This is a genomic window from Paraburkholderia tuberum STM678 (assembly GCF_902833905.1).
Classification (GTDB): domain Bacteria; phylum Pseudomonadota; class Gammaproteobacteria; order Burkholderiales; family Burkholderiaceae; genus Paraburkholderia; species Paraburkholderia tuberum.
Genome location: NZ_CADFGP010000002.1, coordinates 211,761 through 230,640 on the forward strand (window position 1 = coordinate 211,761; position 18,880 = coordinate 230,640).

At 64.3% G+C, this 18,880-nt stretch carries 13 protein-coding genes and 1 pseudogene; 9 read left to right on the forward strand and 5 right to left on the reverse strand.

Translation table 11 applies throughout. The annotated features are described in order from the left end of the window. Nucleotides 1–42 precede the first annotated feature (42 nt). Nucleotides 43–981 carry a LysR family transcriptional regulator gene (locus HWY30_RS02615; RefSeq protein ID WP_090807971.1) on the reverse strand — a complete coding sequence of 313 codons (939 nt, stop codon included), beginning with the start codon at nucleotides 979–981 and terminating at the stop codon, nucleotides 43–45. Between the two features lie 120 nt (nucleotides 982–1,101). On the opposite strand from HWY30_RS02615, the gene lysA reads away from it, so the two are divergent. After that, complete coding sequence (gene lysA / locus HWY30_RS02620) at nucleotides 1,102–2,358, forward strand: diaminopimelate decarboxylase (RefSeq protein ID WP_090810321.1); 1,257 nt, start codon at nucleotides 1,102–1,104, stop codon at nucleotides 2,356–2,358. Nucleotides 2,359–2,387: 29 nt separating this feature from the next. Here the strand turns inward: lysA and HWY30_RS02625 are convergent, their stop codons facing one another. Next, complete coding sequence (locus HWY30_RS02625) at nucleotides 2,388–3,308, reverse strand: LysR substrate-binding domain-containing protein (protein ID WP_090807969.1); 921 nt, start codon at nucleotides 3,306–3,308, stop codon at nucleotides 2,388–2,390. A gap of 114 nt (nucleotides 3,309–3,422) precedes the next feature. Here HWY30_RS02625 and HWY30_RS02630 point away from each other — a divergent pair, with 114 nt between their 5' ends. The 3 genes from HWY30_RS02630 (at nucleotide 3,423) to HWY30_RS02640 (ending at nucleotide 6,518) form a co-directional block, all read left to right on the forward strand. After that, entirely contained in the window at nucleotides 3,423–4,190 is a 768-nt protein-coding gene (locus tag HWY30_RS02630) for a transporter substrate-binding domain-containing protein (protein ID WP_090807967.1), read from the forward strand. A gap of 37 nt (nucleotides 4,191–4,227) precedes the next feature. After that, entirely contained in the window at nucleotides 4,228–5,343 is a 1,116-nt protein-coding gene (locus tag HWY30_RS02635) for a succinylglutamate desuccinylase/aspartoacylase family protein (RefSeq protein WP_090807965.1), read from the forward strand. A gap of 257 nt (nucleotides 5,344–5,600) precedes the next feature. Then, on the forward strand, nucleotides 5,601–6,518 hold the full coding sequence (locus HWY30_RS02640) for a dihydrodipicolinate synthase family protein (protein ID WP_090807963.1): 918 nt from the start codon (nucleotides 5,601–5,603) through the stop codon (nucleotides 6,516–6,518). 109 nt (nucleotides 6,519–6,627) lie between these two features. Here the strand turns inward: HWY30_RS02640 and HWY30_RS02645 are convergent, their stop codons facing one another. Then, nucleotides 6,628–8,781, reverse strand: a complete 2,154-nt coding sequence (locus HWY30_RS02645; RefSeq protein WP_090807960.1) for a phosphocholine-specific phospholipase C — start codon at nucleotides 8,779–8,781, stop codon at nucleotides 6,628–6,630. Between the two features lie 99 nt (nucleotides 8,782–8,880). Further along, nucleotides 8,881–9,234: a hypothetical protein gene (locus HWY30_RS02650; RefSeq protein ID WP_090810319.1), complete on the reverse strand. Its 354-nt coding sequence runs from the start codon at nucleotides 9,232–9,234 to the stop codon at nucleotides 8,881–8,883. Nucleotides 9,235–9,434: 200 nt separating this feature from the next. On the opposite strand from HWY30_RS02650, the gene HWY30_RS02655 reads away from it, so the two are divergent. The 4 genes from HWY30_RS02655 to HWY30_RS02670 all read left to right on the forward strand — a co-directional run bounded on the left by HWY30_RS02655 (nucleotide 9,435) and on the right by HWY30_RS02670 (nucleotide 16,897). Further along, nucleotides 9,435–11,405, forward strand: a complete 1,971-nt coding sequence (locus tag HWY30_RS02655; RefSeq protein ID WP_090810316.1) for an amylo-alpha-1,6-glucosidase — start codon at nucleotides 9,435–9,437, stop codon at nucleotides 11,403–11,405. A 51-nt stretch (nucleotides 11,406–11,456) separates the two neighbouring features. Further along, nucleotides 11,457–14,279, forward strand: a complete 2,823-nt coding sequence (locus HWY30_RS02660; protein ID WP_090807958.1) for an MGH1-like glycoside hydrolase domain-containing protein — start codon at nucleotides 11,457–11,459, stop codon at nucleotides 14,277–14,279. Nucleotides 14,280–14,389: 110 nt separating this feature from the next. Next, complete coding sequence (zwf, locus tag HWY30_RS02665) at nucleotides 14,390–16,009, forward strand: glucose-6-phosphate dehydrogenase (RefSeq protein ID WP_090810314.1); 1,620 nt, start codon at nucleotides 14,390–14,392, stop codon at nucleotides 16,007–16,009. Between the two features lie 87 nt (nucleotides 16,010–16,096). Then, the gene (locus HWY30_RS02670; RefSeq protein WP_090807956.1) at nucleotides 16,097–16,897 is read left to right on the forward strand and encodes an ROK family protein; all 801 of its coding nucleotides are present in this window, start codon (nucleotides 16,097–16,099) and stop codon (nucleotides 16,895–16,897) included. Nucleotides 16,898–17,035: 138 nt separating this feature from the next. Here the strand turns inward: HWY30_RS02670 and HWY30_RS02675 are convergent, their stop codons facing one another. Next, entirely contained in the window at nucleotides 17,036–17,260 is a 225-nt protein-coding gene (locus HWY30_RS02675; protein ID WP_425199352.1) for a T6SS amidase immunity protein Tai4 family protein, read from the reverse strand. A gap of 61 nt (nucleotides 17,261–17,321) precedes the next feature. Here HWY30_RS02675 and HWY30_RS02680 point away from each other — a divergent pair. Next, a pseudogene (locus tag HWY30_RS02680) lies at nucleotides 17,322–18,873 on the forward strand (IS3 family transposase). Nucleotides 18,874–18,880 lie beyond the last annotated feature (7 nt).

An 18,880-nucleotide genomic window follows, 5' to 3' on the forward strand; every position in this document is an offset into this window, starting at 1 on the left:
GCGGATTCGCCCGGCGATGAAGCGGGGACGCCGCCGTGACTGCTATGAATGCGATGACCGCTTGGGGCTGGTGCGGCGCTTCAATTGTAGTCGCAGCGCGGCGGCTTCGCTTTGCAGTGCGCCGACGAACGCGTCCGCGAGCGGATGCGCGGGCCGGTGCTCGGGACGGATCACGCTGACGCGAAACGGCAGCGACGACGCGAGCGGCCGGATATGCAGATTGTGGCCCGCGAAATCGAGCGCGGTCAGCGGATTGACGATCGCAATGCCGAGCCCTTGCCGCACGAAGCTGCACACGGACACCGCGGTCGGCGTTTCGATCAGCAGGCGGCGCGCGATGTCGGCTCGCGCGAACGCTTCGTCGATTTGCAGCCGGTATGGATCGTTCGCGGACAGGCTGATGAACGCCTGATCGGCGAAATCTTTCAATGCAATCACGCGTTTCGCGAGCAGCGGGTGAGCGTCGGGCAGCACACACACTTCATCGACGGCGATGAGCGGCGTGAGCCGCGTGCCGGGCGGCGGCGCGTCGTGCTCGGTGAGGCCGAGGTCGTAGCGCTGCGCGCTCAGCCATTCTTCGAGAAACGGCGACTCCTGCGTCGCGATCGATACGCTGACGCCCGGCTGCACATCGTGAAAGCGTTTGACGGCGCCCGGCAGGATCGAATGCGAAAACACCGGCAGCGCGATCACGGACAGCTGGCCACCCTTGAATTCGCGCAGCGCGGCCGCGGTCGACGCGACGCGTTCGAGCCCGACATACGCGCGCTTGATCTCGTCGAACAGCGTCAGCGCGGATTGCGTGGGACGCAGCCGGCCCTGCACTCGCTCGAACAACGCGAAGCCGATGCTCTGTTCCATGCGCGCAAGTTCGCGGCTTACGGTGGGCTGCGACGTGAACAGCATCTCGGCTGCCTTGGTCACGCTGCCGGCCGTCATCAGCGCGCGGAAGATTTCGATGTGCCGGTGCGTGAGCGCCATGGTGGGTCCGTGCTATATCAAAAGTGAATAGTCGAGCAATAGATTGGTATTTTACTGAATGATCGCCACGGATCATCATGTCGGCTATCGCTTTCGCAAAGCTTCGACATGCAACCGACCATGACGCCATTCGACTCCCATCAACTCGCCGACCTCGCGCGCCAGCACGGCACGCCGCTATGGGTCTATGACGCCGACACGATCCGCCGGCGCATCGCGCAGTTGCGCAGTTTCGACACGGTCCGCTACGCGCAGAAGGCCTGTTCGAACGTGCACATCCTGAAGCTGATGCGCGACGAAGGCGTGATGGTCGATGCGGTCTCTTTGGGTGAACTCGCGCGCGGTTTTGCCGCGGGTTATGCGGCTCAACCCGCATCGAACGGTGGGCCCGAAGGCGTCGTCTTCACCGCCGACGTGCTCGACCACGCGACGCTGGCCACCGTGCTCGACGAGCGAATCACGGTCAACGCCGGCTCGCCCGACATGCTCGAACGGCTCGGGAGACACGCCAGCGAAGGCCATCGCGTGTGGCTGCGGATCAATCCCGGCTTCGGTCACGGCCACAGCAGCAAGACCAACACAGGCGGCGAGCACAGCAAGCACGGCATCTGGCGCGATGAACTGCCACGCGCGCTCGAACTGGTGCGGCGCTATCGGCTGAAGCTCGTCGGGCTGCATATGCATATCGGCTCGGGTGTCGATTACGCGCATCTCGCGAAAGTGTGCGATGCGATGGTCGATGCGGTGTCGCAACTCGATCAGGATATCGAGGCGATTTCCGCGGGTGGTGGTTTGTCGGTGCCGTATCGCGATGGTGAGCTGAGTGTCGATACCGCGCATTATTTCCGGCTGTGGGACGACGCGCGGCGCCGCATCGAAGCACGCGTCGGGCATCGCGTGCGACTCGAAATCGAACCGGGGCGCTTTCTGGTCGCGCAGGCAGGTGTACTCGTCGCCGAAGTGCACGCGCTGAACCGGCGGCCGTCGCGGCAATTCGCGTTGCTTGATGCGGGCTTCAACGACCTGGTGCGGCCGTCGTACTACGGCAGTTATCACGAGATCAGCGTGCTTCGGCGCAACGGCACGCCGAGCGATGCGCCGGCCGGCTCGTTCAGCGTGGCGGGGCCACTGTGCGAAGCCGGCGACGTGTTCACGCAGGCGCAAGGCGGTGTCGTCACGAGCCGGTCGATGCCCGCGCCTCGAGTGGGCGACCTGCTCGTGTTCCATGACACAGGCGCGTACGGCGCGTCGATGTCATCGAACTACAACAGCCGGCCGCTCGCGCCCGAGGTGCTGATCGAGCGCGGCAACGCGCGGCTGATCCGGCGCAGGCAGCGCATCGAAGAACTGATAGCGCTCGAAGCAACGGCGGCTTGAGCGGCGCATTGGAGCTCAACACTCAACGCTCAATGCGCCCGCACCGCGCGCGTGTACGACGCCATCATCGTCGCGAACTCCTGCGCGGCTGGGGTCAGCGGAATCGCGGCGCGTTGCAGCAGACAGACGTTCTGCTGCAACGCGCGCTCGCGCACGGGGATCGTCGTCAGCACGTCCGCGAACGGCCCGCGCTTCGCGATGACCGATGATTCGAGCGACAGGCAATCAGTCGCGGCTACCAGGTGCAGCGTCTCGTACAAGCCCTCGACGGTCGCGACGATCTTCGGCGGCGGCAAGCCGTAGCTGTCGAACAGATGGCTCAACCGGTTGACGTGCGGCTCCTCGGTCAGATTCGGCGAGCGCGTCGTCACCCACGTGCAATCGACGAGTTCGGCGAGCGACTTCGCGCGCGCCTTCGGATGACCGCGCCGGCACACGATCACCGGGTCGGACGGATAGAGCGGCGTGACGGACAGATCGGCGGTGTCGGTCTGCTTCGATACGAGCGCGACAGCGAAATCCAGCGTGCCTTCGCGGATCCACGAAATCATCATGCGCGACGTGCCCGTGCGCAGATGCACGGCGACGCGCTCGAAGCGCGCACGAAATTCCATCAACACGGGCGCGAACGCGTCGACGAGCGGCTCTGTCGTCATGCCGAACGTGACCTCGCCCACGTAGTCGCCGCGCAGTTGCCGCACGTCCTCCTCGGCACGCTCGCATTCACCGAGGATCGCGCCGGCCCGCTGCAGCAGCCGCTGGCCCAGCGCGGTCAGCGCAATGCCGCGATTCGTGCGCGTGAACAGCGTCGCGCCGAGCATCGATTCGAGGTTCTGCAACTGCTGCGTGATGCTGCTTTGCGCGATGCCGAGCGCGCGCGAGGCCGCGCGGATGCTGCCATGCTCGGCGACCGCCGTGAACGCGCGCAGCTGGGAAATCGTCAATGCCATGGCGACAGGGTTTGCTGATCGGTAAAAGTGATCATGATAGTCCGAACGGGACTTCTTTGAGGCGCCACAGCGGTTTACCATCACGCTGTCCTGATCCGCTCATCGTCGCCTTCCATGAAAACTCCACTGATGACTCTCTGCGCCGCGCTGGCTTTCAGCAGCGGCGCGTTCGCCGCTGACGCCACCACGTTGCGCCTCGGCATCGACCCGACCTATCCGCCGATGGACTCGAAGGCGCCCGATGGCAGCCTGAAGGGCTTCGACGTCGATCTCGGCAACGAGATTTGCCGGCGCATCCACGCGCATTGTCAGTGGGTCGAACTCGAGTTTTCGGGCATGATTCCGGCGCTGCAGGCGCGCAAGATCGACGCGGTGCTGTCGTCGATGGCGATCACCGAGAAGCGCGAGCAGCAGATTCTGTTTTCGTCGAAGCTGTTCCAGTTCAAGTCGCGGCTGATCGCGCGGCAAGGCTCGTCGCTCGCGCCTACGGCGAGCGGACTTGCCGGCAAGCAGATCGGCGTGCAGTCGGGCACGCAGTTCGAGAGCTACGCACTGAAGAACTGGACGCCGCTCGGCGCGAACGTGGTCGCCTACAAGAGCCAGGACGAGGTGTTCGCCGATCTGCAGAACGGCCGGCTCGACGGCGCGTTGCTCGGCACCGTCGAGGCCGATTATGGCTTCCTGCGCACGCCCGCGGGCAAGGGCTTCGCGTTTGTCGGCGAGCCGCTTTCGATGGGAGATCGCGGCGTCGGCATCGGCTTGCGCAAGGACGAAACCGCGGTGCAGGCATCGATCAACGAGGCGATCGCGTCGATGCGCAAAGACGGCACCTATGCACGGATCGCGAAGAAGTACTTCGACTTCGATCCGTACGGCAATTGATGCAGATTTCCAACATTATCTTCACGGCTTTCCATTCATGAACAGGCAATCGATTCCGCTTGTGTCGCCAGCCATCGGCACGCACCGCGAACTGGTGTCGTTTCATTTCGGCCCGGCCAATAGCGGGCAGAAGATCTACATCCAGGCGTCGCTGCATGCCGACGAAACGCCCGCGATGCTGACCACGGTGCTGCTGAAGCGGCGTCTGCGGGAGCTCGAGGAAGCCGGCGCGCTGAGCGCTCAAATCGTGCTCGTGCCGGTGTCGAATCCGGTCGGGCTCAGTCAATACGTGCTCGGGCAGTTCATCGGCCGCTTCGATCTCGGCAGTGGCAAGAACTTCAACCGGCATTTCGTGCAGTTCGCAAAGCTCGTCGCGAATGCGAAAGAGGCGCTCGGCGCCGACGCGAACCAGAACCGCCGCATCGTGCGCGAGCTGCTCGCGGCCGAACTCGCGCAACAGAAGCCGCTGACCGAATTCGAGTCGCTGCAACTGGCGCTCTTGAAGTTGTCGTGCGACGCGGACGTCGTGATCGATCTGCATTGCTCGCTCGAAGCGGCGATGCATGTGTACACGAGCGAATCCGCTTGGGCCGAGTTCGAGCCGCTGTCGCGCTATCTCGGTGCAGAGGCGTCGTTGCTCGCGACCGATTCGGGCGGCGGCGCATTCGACGAAACCCACAGCCTGCTGTGGTGGACGTTGCAGCAGCAGATGCCGGCGAGCAAGCCGGTGCCGACCGGCTCGATCGCGGTGACGGTCGAATGCCGCGGCCAGCGCGACGTGTCGTATGAAGTCGCGCAGCAGGATGCCGACGCGCTCGTCGACTATCTGGTGTGGCGCGGCGCGATTCGGGGCGAGGCCAAACCGTTGCCGCCGCTGCTGTCGCCGGCGACGCCGCTCGCGGGCAGCGAGCAGTTCTATGCGCCGGTGAGCGGCATTCTCGTGCACCGCGCGAAGATCGGCGACAAGATCCGCGTCGGCCAGCCGCTGTTCGATATCGTCGATCCGCTGACCGACGAGACGACCACGATCGCGAGCCAGACCGAAGGGGTGCTGTACATGCGGCGCGCGATCCGTTTCGCGACGGCCGGTGCGCCGCTCGGTCGCGTGACCGGCACACGGCCGATCCGAACGGGCGTGTTGCTGGGCGCCTGATCGCGTAGCGGCTATGCCGGACTCGGCATCCAGGGGCCGCCTCGAAGCCTCACGCGACGGTGCTGACGTGCGCCTCAGCCGCCTTGCTGCGAAGTAGCCGGCGCCGCCCGGCCGGCGATCCGGCGCCTCGCCTGTTGTGCGGATTTAATCTCTTTCAGCCACGAAAAAGCCCAAGCCCGCCTCTGGATAAAGGCCGATACTCGTCGTCATACTCAACGTGTGTCGGCGCGGCCGGCTTTTTGAAGGAGACGGACAAAGTGAGCAAGGCTATCCAATGGAGCGGGGTGTTTCCCGCCGTCAGCACCCAGTTCAAGCCGGATTTTTCGCTCGACATCGACGCGACGCACCGCGTGGTCAGCAATCTCGTCAAGGACGGGGTGTCGGGTCTGGTGGTCTGCGGCACGGTTGGCGAAAACACCTCGCTGAGCACGTCGGAAAAACTGCAGGTGATCGAGGCCGCGCGCGACGCGGCTGGCGGCAAGGTGCCGGTCGTCGCGGGTGTCGCCGAGTTCACGACCGAGTTCGCGCGGCAGACGGTGCGTGAAGCCGCGCGTGTCGGCGTCGATGGCGTGATGGTCATGCCGGCGCTCGTCTATTCCGCGAAGCCGCACGAAACTGCCGCCCATTTCCGCTCGGTCGCGACCAGCACCGATCTGCCGGTGATGATCTACAACAACCCGCCGATCTACAAGAACGACGTCACGCCGGACGTGCTGATCGCACTGCAGGACTGCGAGAACATCGTCTGCTTCAAGGATTCGTCGGGCGATACGCGACGCTTCATCGATCTGCGCAACGCGGTGGGCGACCGCTTCGTGCTGTTCGCCGGCCTCGACGACGTCGTCGTCGAAAGCATCGCGGTCGGTGCGCAAGGGTGGGTGTCGGGCATGTCGAACGCGTTCCCGAAGGAGGGCGAGACGCTGTTTCGCCTCGCCACGCAGAAGCGTTTCGATGAAGCGCTGTCGCTGTACCGCTGGTTCATGCCGCTGTTGCACCTCGACGCGCGCCCCGACCTCGTGCAATGCATCAAGCTGTGCGAGGAACTGCTCGGCCGCGGCAGCGCCGTCACGCGTCCGCCGCGCCTCGCGCTGCAAGGCGACGCGCTCGCCGAAGTCAAAGACATCGTCGCCAAGGCGCTCGCCACGCGTCCGGCGCTGCCGGACGTCGGTCTCTAAGCACCGCGTTTCAATACGAGCCTTAAAAAACATCGGCACCCTGTCCGCCACGTTGGCGGGACAGGATGCCGAATCTTGCTGCGAGTAAGCGGCGCTGGCGGTGGTTGCCTCAACTCGCGCTCAGCACCGGCGCAACCGCAGCCGGATCGCTGATACTCGGCCGGCCGTTCTCGACGTGACCGGCAAAGCGGCGCGAGAAGCTTGCGTCGTCACTGCTCGTCACCGTCAGGTCGTACCAGTGATGGCTCGACGCAAGCACCCAGCCTTCTTCGATACGCGCATTGGCCGGCACGACCACGGTGCGCGGGCGCGCGCCGTACGCGTTGTCGATCGCCGTCAGATGCGCGATGCCGCCGCTATTGGTGAACTTCAGGAACACGTTGCCGTTCGCGACGTCGTATTGCGCGCTCACTTCAGGCCGCGCCGGCTGGTTGTCGCCATGACCGTTGCCATGGCCATTCTGCGTGCTTTGCGTGCTCGCCTGGGTGTTGCCCGCGAACTTGCGCACGAAGCCGTTCGGGCCGAACACGTCGAATGCATACACGCCGTTCGTCGTGCTCAGGTCGAACGTGTCGCTGAGCGACTTGCCCGCTTCGACCGTATAGCGCCACGGACCGTCGGTGCGATTCGTCGCGTACACGTAGAAGTGCGCGCCCTGGTCGCCGGTGTTGCCGATCGTGATTTCGAACGTGTCGTTGCCCGCGTTCGCCGCGCCGTTCACATGCAGTTCGTATGGCAACGCGCGCGCGAAACGGATGCCCGCTTCCTGCGCATCGACCGGAGTCGGCGTCGTCGGCACGGTCGGCTTCGGTTGCGTCTTGCACTGGTTGTCGGCCATGCTCGTGTAGTTGCTGGTGTCCGGCAGCGACGGCATCTTCGCATCCGGCGTGCGGAAGTCGAATGCGGTGGTCAGGTCGCCGCACACCGCGCGACGCCATGCCGTGATGTTCGGCTCATGCACGCCGAAGCGCGTTTCGATGAAGCGGATCACCGACGTGTGATCGAACACCTGCGAGCACACGAAGCCGCCCTTGGTCCACGGCGACACGATCGTCATCGGCACGCGCGGGCCGAGGCCGTACGGATAGCCGTCGGCGGTGTAGCTGCCGCCGCGCAGCGGATTGACGACATTGTGGATCTCGCCGTCGGTCGTCACCGTCGACTTGCCCTGGGTGGAGGTCGTCGGCGGCTGCGGCGGCACGAGGTGATCGAAGAAGCCATCGTTCTCGTCGTACATGATGAAGAGCACGGTCTTGCTCCACACCTCGGGGTTCGACGTCAGCGCGTCGAGAATCTGCGACGTGTATTCGGCGCCGTACGCGGGCGTGTAGCTCGGATGCTCCGAGTAGGCGGCCGGCGGGCACAGCCACGACACCTGCGGCAGCCGGTTCGCGAGCACGTCGGCTTTCAGGTCGTCGATCGTGCGCACGGTTTGCGCGCGCTCGTAGAGCGGCGAACCCGGTTGCGCGTTGATGAAGTTCGTGAAGTTCTGCAGGATGTTGGTGCCGTAATTGCCATTCAGCGGATCGGCGCCCGACGTGCCCTGCTGATAGATCTGCCACGAAATGCCCGCGGCCTGCAGACGCTCCGGGTACGTGGTCCACGACAGCAACTGATAGTTCGGCGGACCGTCGCCGTCGACCCAGTCGTTGTTGTCGAGCAGCGGACCGCCCATCGTGCCGGTCGGGTCGACCATGCCGGTCATCAGATACGCGCGGTTCGGGTGCGTCGGTCCCGGCAACGAGCAGAAGTACGCATCGCAGATCGTGAAGGCGTCGGCGAGCGCGTAGTGGAACGGGATGTCGCTACGCAGGTGGTAGCCCATCGTCATGTCGGTCTTATTGGCGGGCCACTGGTCGTAGCGGCCGCCGTCGATCGCGTACTGGGTCTTGTACCACGAGTGATCGAGATCGCCGACGCACTGCGCGCTCGTCGTCGCGGTGTCCAGATGGAACGGCAGCACCGGCTTGGTCGGATCTTCCTTCGACGGCTGATTCCACACCGGCAGGCCGTTCGGCAGCGGAATCGGGAAGCGGTCGTTGTAGCCGCGCACGCCGCGCAGGTGGCCGAAGTAGTGGTCGAACGAGCGGTTCTCCTGCATGAACACGACGATGTGCTCGACATCGCGAATCGTGCCCGTGCGCGAAAACGCGGGCACGGCGAGCGCGTTGCGGATCGACTCGGGCAATGCGGTCATCGCGGCGGCGGCGCCCGCGGATGAAGCCACGGTTTGCAGGAAACGGCGACGGCTAGTTGATGTCATCGAATATCACCTTCTGCGTAGGGGAAGAATAGCGCGCGTGAGCGTGCCTTGGGGTGTTTCGTGGTCGGTTACGCGTTGCTCTTGCTGATCAGTTGCGAACTAGTTGTTCGCGCTGTCGCCGGGCGCGTAGCGCATGACCGGCGCGACCTGCTGGCTGTCGGCCGCGAGACTGGCCTGCATGTTTTGCGTGATCGCGTCGGTGGCGGTTGCGCCACTTGCCGCGTTGCTCGCCGTGTTGTTCGCCGCGTTGTCCGCGAATGGCGCTGAGGCGTTGGGAGTCGCCACTGCCGCTGCCGCTGCCGCCATTGCGGGTCGTTGCGCCGCGTCGTTCGGCGCAAGGCTCGTGGTCGTCGCGATGCTCGTGGAAGAGGAGTCGTCCGCGCCGCAACCGTTCAACGCTATCGTGGCAAGCACCAGCAATGCGGCGCTCGCGATGCAACTGATTGTTCTCATGTCTGCATCCGGTTCGATGAAAGCGGGTGCAGTCTCCATTCCTTTCAAGAAATAATTGTGAAACGTTTGCGCCCGGCATAACTTTCGATAAATCGTCGGTTGATCGAAAGAAAATGGAAAGTATCGGGAAGGTCAATGTTCATGGCGCTGCCATCTGCGCTATGTTTGCTGCTTTATCGTTCGCGCATGGGCACGATCCAATGACTCGCATCGATTCACCCATCGACATCTCGCAACTCGAAGACGAATGGCTCGAAGCCGACGGCTTCGGCGGCTTTGCTTCGGGCACGCTCGGCATGTTGCGCACGCGCCGCTACCATGCGCTGCTGCTAGCCGCGACGCGCGCGCCGGGCGGGCGCATGGTGCTCGTCAACGGTATCAAGGCGTGGGTCGAGGCGGGCGGCGAGCGCTTCGCGTTGACCATACAACGCTATGGGCCTGACGTGATCTATCCGGATCTGCGCGGCCGCCTTGCCGGCTTCGACACCGCGCCGTGGCCGACGTGGCGCATTCAACTCGGTGCGCACGCGGCGATGATCGCCGACGTGTTCGTCAGCAAAGCGACGTGCGAAACGGTATTGCGCTGGCGGCTCGAAGGCGGCGAACTCGATGCGCCCGTGCTGAAGATCAGACCGCTGCTGTCGGGCCGTGACTATCATGCGCTGCATCACGAGAATCCGGCCTTCAACTTCGGCGTGCAAGTCAGCGCCGATCAATCGTGCGCGAGCTGGCAACCGTATGGCGGACTGCCGGTCGTGCGAGCGGCGACGAACGGTGCCTATACGCATGCGCCCGACTGGTATCGCAACTTCTGCTACGTGCGCGAGCAGGAGCGCGGTCTCGATTGCAGCGAAGATCTCGCGACGCCCGGCGTGTTCAGCTTCGATCTCGCGGAGGGCGACGCCGTGATGATTCTGAGCGCGTCGAGCACGTCCGCCACCGAATGCGCGAACGATAAAGCCCAAACCACCGCCCACGCCGCCCAACTCGCCCACACCGAACAACAACGCCGCGCCGCACTCGGCTCGCGCCTGCAACGCTCGGCCGACGCCTACGTCGTCACGCGCAACGAAGGCCGCACGATCCTCGCGGGCTTTCCGTGGTTCACCGACTGGGGCCGCGACACGTTCATCGCGATGCGCGGCCTGCTGATCGAGTCGAACCGTCTCGACGATGCCGAAGCGATCCTGCTCGAATGGTCCGGCACGCTGTCCGAAGGCATGCTGCCGAACCGCTTCCCCGACTACGGCGACGCGCCCGAATACAACTCGGTCGACGCGTCGCTATGGTTCATCGTCGCGGTTCACGACTATCTGGCGACGCCGCATGCGGGCGCGCAAACGCGCGCGCATCTGCAGCAGGCCGCCGAAACGATCCTGACCGGCTACACGAACGGCACGCGCTTCAACATCGGCGTGTGCGCGGACGACGGCCTGCTGCGCGCCGGCATGCCCGGCGTGCAACTGACGTGGATGGATGCGAAAGTCGGCGACTGGGTCGTCACACCGCGCATCGGCAAGCCGGTCGAAGTGCAGGCGCTGTGGATCAACGCGCTGCGAATCGCGTCAGCATGGAACCCGCAGTGGCGGCAAGCTGCCGAGCGCGCGACGCTCGCGTTTCGCCGGCGCTTCGTCGATCCGGCCACCCAGGCGCTGTTCGATAACGTCGACGTCGATCATGTGCCGGGCACGGTCGACCGCTCGATCCGGCCGAATCAGATCTTCGCGATCGGTGGCCTGCCGTTTCCGCTGCTCGAAGGCGCGGCGGCGCGCGCGGTGGTGGGTCAGGTCGAAGCGCAATTGCTGACGCCGCTCGGCCTGCGCACGCTCGCGCCGTCCGATCCCGCGTATCGCGGCCGCTACGGCGGCGCGCCGCGCGAACGCGACGGCGCCTATCATCAGGGCACCGCGTGGTTGTGGCTGATCGGCCCGTTCGTCGAAGCGTGGCTGCGAGTGAATGGCGCGAGTGCCGATAATCTCGCGCAGGCGAGGGCGCGCTTTCTCGCCCCGCTGTACGCGCATCTCGATCACGCGGGCCTCGATCACCTGTCCGAGATCGCCGCCGGCGACGCGCCGCACGCGCCCGCCGGCACGCCGTTCCAGGCCTGGTCGCTAGGCGAATTGCTGCGCGTCGAAAGTCTGCTTGCCCGGTTCGAGCACAACGGCGCGTAAACCGCGCTACGATGTGGGTCCCACCGCCGGGCCTGTTGCAAGGACGTTTTCATGCCACCGCTGCGCGCTGCCAATCTGCTCGCCACGATCGAAGGTTCCAGGCTGCATTCGCCCGAATGCGGCCACTGGCAGCGCTGGGGGCCGTATCTGAGCGAGCGCCAGTGGGGCACGGTGCGCGAGGACTACAGCGCGAACGGCACCGCCTGGGACTCGTTTCCGCACGACCATGCGCGCAGCCGCGCCTACCGCTGGGGCGAAGACGGCATCGCCGGTTTCGGCGACGACCGGCTCAGCTGGTGCGTGTCGCTCGCGCTGTGGAACCGCAAGGACCCGATCATCAAGGAGCGCCTGTTCGGCCTGACCAACTCGCAGGGCAATCACGGCGAGGACGTCAAGGAGCTGTACTTCTATCTCGACGGCACGCCCACGCATTCCTACATGCGCATGCTGTACAAGTACCCGCATGCGGCTTATCCCTACCAGGACCTGATCGACGAAAACGCGCGCCGCGGCGGCGATATGCCAGAGTACGAAGTACTCGATACCGGCGTGTTCGACGATCAGCGCTATTTCGAAGTCCAGATCGAATACGCGAAGCACACGCCCGACGACATCGTGATGCGTGTGACGATCGAAAATCGCGCGGACGAAGCGGCGTCGCTCGATGTGCTGCCGCAGATCTGGGCGCGCAACTCGTGGTCGTGGAAAGAGAACAAGGACAAGCCGAAGCTCGTCGCCGGTACCGGTCATGACGGCGCGGTGCGTCTGCTGGGCCATCACCATGTGCACGAACCGATCGTCGTGACCGCGTGGTCGAAGGACGCGCCGCAACTCGCATGGCTGTTCTGCGAGAACGACACCAACGTGAAGCGGCTGTTCGGCATGGACGGCGCGGGCCCGTTCAAGGACGGCTTCAACGACTACCTCGTGCACGGCGACGCGAACGCGATCCGTCACGACGCGGGCACCCGGGCCGCCGCGCATGCGGCGCTCGAGTTCGGGCCGCACGGACGCGCGGTCGTGTATCTGCGCTGGCACCCGCAATCGGCGACCGATGAAGCGCCATTCGATGCCGACGCGTTGATCGCGCGCCGCCGCGCCGAAGCCGACGAATTCTATGGCGCGTTGCAACACGAGATCACCGACCCCGATGCGCGTCTCGTGCAACGTCAGGCGCTCGCCGGCATGCTGTGGTCGAAGCAGTACTACCAGTACGACGTGCAGCGCTGGCTCGACGGCGATCCGCTGCAACCGAGCCCGCCCGCCGCGCGCAAGCACGGCCGCAACACCGACTGGCGGCATCTGTGCAACGCGGACATCGTGTCGATGCCGGACAAGTGGGAGTACCCGTGGTACGCGTCGTGGGACCTCGCGTTTCATGCGGCCGCGTTCGCGCTGATCGATCCGGCGTTTGCCAAGAAGCAGTTGCTGCTGCTCGTGAAGGACCGCTATCAGCACCCGAACGGCCAGTTGCCCGCTTACGAATGGGCGTTGAGCGACGCGAACCCGCCGGTCCATGCATGGGCCGCGTGGCGCGTGTACGAGATCGACCGCGCGCTGACCGGCAAGGCGGACCGCGATTTTCTGGAGCTCATGTTTCACAAGCTGCTGCTGAATTTCTCGTGGTGGGTGAATCGCAAGGACGCCGACGGCCACAATATTTTTCAGGGCGGTTTTCTCGGGCTCGACAACGTCGGCATCTTCGACCGCTCGTCGCCGCTGCCCACCGGCGGCCACATCGACCAGGCCGACGGCACCGCGTGGATGGCCGCGTATGCGCTCGACCTGATGCGTATCGCGCTCGAACTCGCCTACGCGAATCATGTGTTCGTCGATATTGGTGTGAAGTTCTTCGAGCACTTCCTGTACATCGCGGAAGCGGTCAGTTGCGACGACGGCTGCGACACGGGCCTGTGGGACAGCGAGGACGAATTCTTCTACGACAAGCTGCGCCTGCCCGACGGCAGCAGCATGCCGATGCGTGTTCGCTCGATCGTCGGACTGATACCGCTGTTCGCCGTGCACGTGCTCGAGGAGCGTCTGCACGGCGGCTTGCCGAGCTTGCGCGAGCGCCTCGTGTGGTTTCTCGAGCATCGGCCCGATCTCGCGAAGCTGGTGTCGCGCTGGAACGAGCCCGGCAAGGGCAACGCGCTTTTGCTGTCGCTGCTGCGCGGGCATCGGATGAAGGCGTTGTTACGGCGCACGCTCGACGAAAGTGAATTTCTTTCCGATCACGGCGTGCGGGCGTTGTCGCGTTGCCATCGCGATCATCCGTTCGTGTACCAGCACAACGGCAACAGCTTCTGCGTCAAGTATCTGCCGGCCGAATCCGATACCCGTGTGTTCGGCGGCAATTCGAACTGGCGCGGGCCGGTGTGGATGCCGGTCAACTATCTGCTGATCGAATCGCTGTACGAGTTTCATCGCTATTACGGCGATGATTTCCGCGTCGAGTATCCGACCGGGTCGGGCCAGAAGTTCTCGTTGAGCGAAATCGCCGACGAACTCGCGCGCCGCGCGACCACGCTGTTCCTGAAGGACAAAAACGGCGAGCGGCCGGTGATGGGTGCGTATCCGCTGCTGCAGGCGGACCCGCGTTCGCAGGATCTGATCCTGTTCCATGAGTATTTTCATGGCGATAACGGTCGTGGCGTCGGGGCTTCGCATCAGACCGGCTGGACCGGGCTCGTCGCGTTGCTGTTGCAGCCGCGCGCGATGGCGGCATCGGGCAACGTGCCGCTGGCGGGGGAACCGGCGCCGGTGGCCGCGCCCGCACCCGCGCCGATTCCGGTGCCGGCGGCTTCTGCCTCCGCGGTAACGCCGGCGGTGGCGAAAGAACCGGTACCGTCGCTCGCGGCCACGACGACGAAATAAGCACGCCGCGCGCTCACGCGCGAACGCGATTGAACTGTGCGGCAGCGCCCGTGGTCTTTCATGTATTGCCGCGTTCGTTCTATTGGCTTACCGAGGTCCAAGTGAATCCCATGTCGACCACACCGAACCCTTCCGCTTCTCCCGATCAACCCAACGCAACGCCCGCCCTGAGCTGCAAGCTCAGCGCGGACCGGTACGACGCCTTGTCGTCGCCGGCCGGCAAGAAGCCCGCGCCGCCGTGCACGCTCGTGATCTTCGGCGCAGGCGGCGATCTGACCAAACGTCTGTTGATGCCGGCGCTCTACAACCTCGCGGTCGATGGCCTGCTCGACGACAGCATGAAGATCATCGGCGTCAATCACGGCGAGCGCGAAACGCGCGAATGGTGCGACGAACTGCATACCTCGCTGCAGAAGTTCGCCGCCGACAAGGCCAGCACCTTTCACGCCGGCAAGCTCGACGACAACGCGTGGAACTGGGTCGCGCAGCGCCTCGAATACATGGCGGGCGAGTTCGAATCCGACGATACGTTCGCGAAGCTGAAGCAGAAGCTCGATCAGTCGAAAGGCGGTAACGCGATCTTCTACCTCGCGGTCGGCGCGCGTTTTTTCAAACCGATCACCGACCGGCTCGGCAAAGCCGGCCTGCTGAAGGAAGGCGACGGCGCGAACGGCGGCTTTCGGCGTCTCGTGATCGAGAAGCCGTTCGGCACCGATCTCGCATCGGCGCGCGATCTGAACGCGCACATCCTGTCGTATGCGCGGGAGTCGCAGGTGTACCGCATCGATCATTTTCTCGGCAAGGACACCGTGCAGAGCATCCTCGCGGTGCGCTTCGCGAATGCGATGTTCGAGCCGATCTGGCGGCGCGAGTACATCGATTGCGTGCAGATCACGGCGGCGGAAACGATCGGCGTCGAGGGGCGCGGCAGGTTCTACGAGCAGACCGGCGCGTTTCGCGACATGGTGCCGAACCACCTGTTCCAGCTGCTCGGCATCGTCGCGATGGAGCCGCCGAATTCGTTCGAGGCCGAAGCCGTGCGAAACAAGAAGGCCGAGCTGTTCGACGCAATCCAGCCGCTGACGTCCGCCGACGTCGTCTTCGGCCAGTACGAAAAAGGGCCAGCCGGCGTGGGCTATCGCGAGGAGCCCGACGTCGCGCCCGGCAGCACGACGGAAACCTACGCGGCGGCGCGCGTGTTCGTCGAGAACTGGCGCTGGGCCGGCGTGCCGTTCTATCTGCGTACCGGCAAGCGGCTCGCGGTGCGCCGCACCGAGGTTTCGGTGCAGCTGAAGCCGGTGCCGTTCCGCCTGTTCCGCGATACGCCGGTCAACGCATTGACGCCGAACGTGCTGACCATTCGCATCGATCCCGAGCACGGCTCGAGCTTCGATTTCAACGTGAAGGTGCCGGGGCCGGTGATGCAGGTCGGTCCGGTACAGTCGTCGTTCAACTATGGCGACTTCTTTGCGGAAAGCGCGAACGTCGGCTACGAGACGCTGCTGTACGACTGCATGTTTGGCGACGCGACGTTGTTTCAGCGCGCCGACAGCATCGAGACGAGCTGGTGCGCGGTCGACGACGTGCTGCATCCGAGGAGTGGCGGCGCGGTTGCCGTGCGCGGCTATGCGGCCGGCAGCGACGGGCCGGCCGAAGCCGACGCGCTGCTCGCGCGCGATGGCCACGCGTGGCGCCCGTTGCAGCAGAAAGCGCCCGGCGGCAAGTCGTAGCGGCAACTTTGAACCAACCCGCAGACCCGCGTCACAACCGCCTCAACACAATCGGGAGACATCGTGGCAACACGCAACAAGAACGCAATGAAACGGAATGCGCCGACAAGCGGCAGCGAGCACATCCTCGCGATCGATGTCGGCGGCACCGGCCTGAAGGCCGCGATCATCGACGCCGACGGGCAGATGAAAACCGAGCGCGTGCGCGTTGCGACGCCGCATCCGTGCACGCCGGATCAACTGGTGGACGCGCTCGCGCAACTCGTGGCTCCGCTCATCGAGCAGGTGCGGCCCGTCCGTATCTCGATCGGGTTTCCGGGTGTCGTGCGCAACAACCGCATTCTGACCGCGCCGCACTTCGGCATCGAAGGATGGCACGACATTGCGCTCGCGGATTCGCTCGCGCAGCGCCTGGGCGGACTGCCGGTGCGGATGATCAACGACGCCGAAATGCAAGGCTTCGCGGCGATCGAAGGCCACGGCCTCGAATTCGTGCTGACGCTCGGCACCGGCGCCGGCACCGCGATGTTTCGCGATGGCGAACTGATGCCGCATCTGGAGCTCGCGCATCATCCGGTCAGCAAGAAGGGCGTGGCGTACGACGAATACATCGGCGAGGCCGCGCGCGAGCAGATCGGCAACAAGCGCTGGAGCCGGCGTGTCGAGAAGGTGATCGGCATTCTCGAGTCACTGGTCAATTACGACAAGCTGTGGATCGGCGGCGGCAACGCGGCGCGCATCAAGTTTTCGCTGCCGGCGAACGTGGCGACCGTATCGAACGACGCGGGGATCGAGGGCGGCGCGAAATTGTGGCATCCGCTGTCGGTGTGCGAGACGCGACAGTATCCCGAGGCGACGCAGAAGACGGGGCGGTTCAAGCCGAAGTGAGGGGGGTGGATTGCCGCTGCCATCAAGTATCCAGTGCTGCGGCTCCACGTCCAAGGGTTCATATCAACCCCTCAACGATTGCCAAGGCGATCCGTGCCCGAGCACCGGTCAGCGCTTCGACGCTGGACGTGCTCATAACTACTTCGGCTTTGCTGGCAACGGATTATCTTGCCGGTAAGTGCGCCTGGGGTTAATGACCAAACGCTTGACCTGTGCGTCCAATTCCTTACTGTGATACAGGTCCAGACACTTCAGGAAATCGAAACGGACACCTTCAGTTTCCGATTCAACCAGCGGGTTTTGATAATTTCGCGCCAAATAATTGTCCACCAAGGTTTTGATCGCGTCTGCCCCCGGCGTCAGACTACTTGTCGTGTTATCTGAATCTTATAGACATGGTCCGGGGGCGGTAAAATCAGGGTGAATGAAAGCCTACTCAGCAGAAAGAAAAGAAGCGCTGGTGCGTCGCATGATGCCGCCGGAAAACGCGTTGGTCTCAGCGCTGGCCAGAGAAACGGGGATTACCGAACAGACGTTGTACACGTGGCGCCGACAGGCGAAAGGACAAGGGCTGGCCGTGCCGGGCGATGGGAAGAATCCCGAGGGATGGTCTTCGGAAGACAAGTTTGCAGTAGTGCTGGAAGCCGCCCCGCTCAACGCAGCGGAGCTGGCCGAGTACTGCCGGCGCAAAGGACTCTATCCCGAACAGATCGCGGCGTGGCGAGCGGCCTGCCAGGCAGCCAACGCGAATGCCACCGAGCAGGCACGCGAGCAGCGCCACCAGTCGAAAGACGACAAGCAGCGCATCCGGCAGCTCGAGAAGGAATTGCAGCGCAAGGAGAAGGCGCTAGCGGAAGCGGCGGCGCTGCTGATTCTGAGAAAAAAAGTCCAGGCGATCTGGGGAGACAAAGAGGACGATTGATCAACGTCCCGGATCGCCTGTTATGTATATCGTTGATACGCGAGGCGGCGCAGTCAGGCTGCCGGCTGGAGAAGGCTTGCGACGAGTTGGGCGTGAGCCTGCGCACGTTTCAGCGCTGGGTCGGTGACGGTGACACGGTACGTGCTGATGGTCGTACCACGACCGAACGGCCGCCGCCGGGCAACCAGTTGAGTGAGGCTGAACGGCAACAGATTCTTGAGGTAGCCAATAGTGCGGAGTTTGCCAGTCTGCCGCCCAGCCAGATCGTGCCGAGGCTGGCCGATCGCGGCGTGTATGTCGCATCGGAATCGAGCTTTTACCGCGTGCTGCGCAGCGCCTCGCAGCAGCACCATCGTGGTCGTGCGCGCAAGCCCTCGACCCGGGTAGTGACCAGTCATTGCGCGACGGCGCCCAATCAGGTCTGGTCGTGGGACATCACCTGGGTACCTGCGGCGGTCAAAGGACAGTATTACTACTGGTACATGATGCTGGACGTGTTCAGCCGCAAGATTGTCGGTCACGAAGTGCATGAGGCCGAATCGGCAGAACTGGCCGCGTTGCTGATGCGGCGTGCCAGTCTGGCAGAGGGCCTGGCAGGACGTCCCCTGGTGCTGCACTCGGATAATGGCAGCCCGATGAAAGGTGCGACGATGCTTGCCACCCTGGAGAACCTGGGGGTCGTGGCCTCGTTTAGCCGACCACGCGTGAGTAACGACAACCCGTACGCAGAGTCGCTGTTCCGGACCTGCAAGTATCGGCCCGATACCCGCGCAAGCCGTTCGGCAGCGTTGACGAGGCGCGGGCCTGGACGCAGCAGTTCGTGCGCTGGTACAACCATGAGCACAAACACAGCGGCCTGAAATTCGTCACGCCGGCCCAGTGTCATAACGGCGTGGCGAATGCAGTTCTTGCGCAACGTGAGATCGTTTATGCGGAGGCCAGGCAGCGCAATCCACGGCGTTGGTCCCGATCGACGCGCAACTGGAAATTGAAGGATGAAGTCTGGCTCAATCCGGAGCGCATGCAACCGGAAGAACTAAAGCAGTGCGCATGAGGTGACG

Bases quoted from the DNA above. Each gene is read 5' to 3' on its own strand.
- HWY30_RS02615 (WP_090807971.1), bottom strand. From the start codon at position 981: ATGGCGCTCACGCACCGGCACATCGAAATCTTCCGCGCGCTGATGACG.
- lysA (WP_090810321.1), top strand. From the start codon at position 1,102: ATGACGCCATTCGACTCCCATCAACTCGCCGACCTCGCGCGCCAGCAC.
- HWY30_RS02625 (WP_090807969.1), bottom strand. From the start codon at position 3,308: ATGGCATTGACGATTTCCCAGCTGCGCGCGTTCACGGCGGTCGCCGAG.
- HWY30_RS02630 (WP_090807967.1), top strand. From the start codon at position 3,423: ATGAAAACTCCACTGATGACTCTCTGCGCCGCGCTGGCTTTCAGCAGC.
- HWY30_RS02635 (WP_090807965.1), top strand. From the start codon at position 4,228: ATGAACAGGCAATCGATTCCGCTTGTGTCGCCAGCCATCGGCACGCAC.
- HWY30_RS02645 (WP_090807960.1), bottom strand. From the start codon at position 8,781: ATGACATCAACTAGCCGTCGCCGTTTCCTGCAAACCGTGGCTTCATCC.
- HWY30_RS02650 (WP_090810319.1), bottom strand. From the start codon at position 9,234: ATGAGAACAATCAGTTGCATCGCGAGCGCCGCATTGCTGGTGCTTGCC.
- HWY30_RS02655 (WP_090810316.1), top strand. From the start codon at position 9,435: ATGACTCGCATCGATTCACCCATCGACATCTCGCAACTCGAAGACGAA.
- HWY30_RS02660 (WP_090807958.1), top strand. From the start codon at position 11,457: ATGCCACCGCTGCGCGCTGCCAATCTGCTCGCCACGATCGAAGGTTCC.
- zwf (WP_090810314.1), top strand. From the start codon at position 14,390: ATGTCGACCACACCGAACCCTTCCGCTTCTCCCGATCAACCCAACGCA.
- HWY30_RS02670 (WP_090807956.1), top strand. From the start codon at position 16,097: ATGAAACGGAATGCGCCGACAAGCGGCAGCGAGCACATCCTCGCGATC.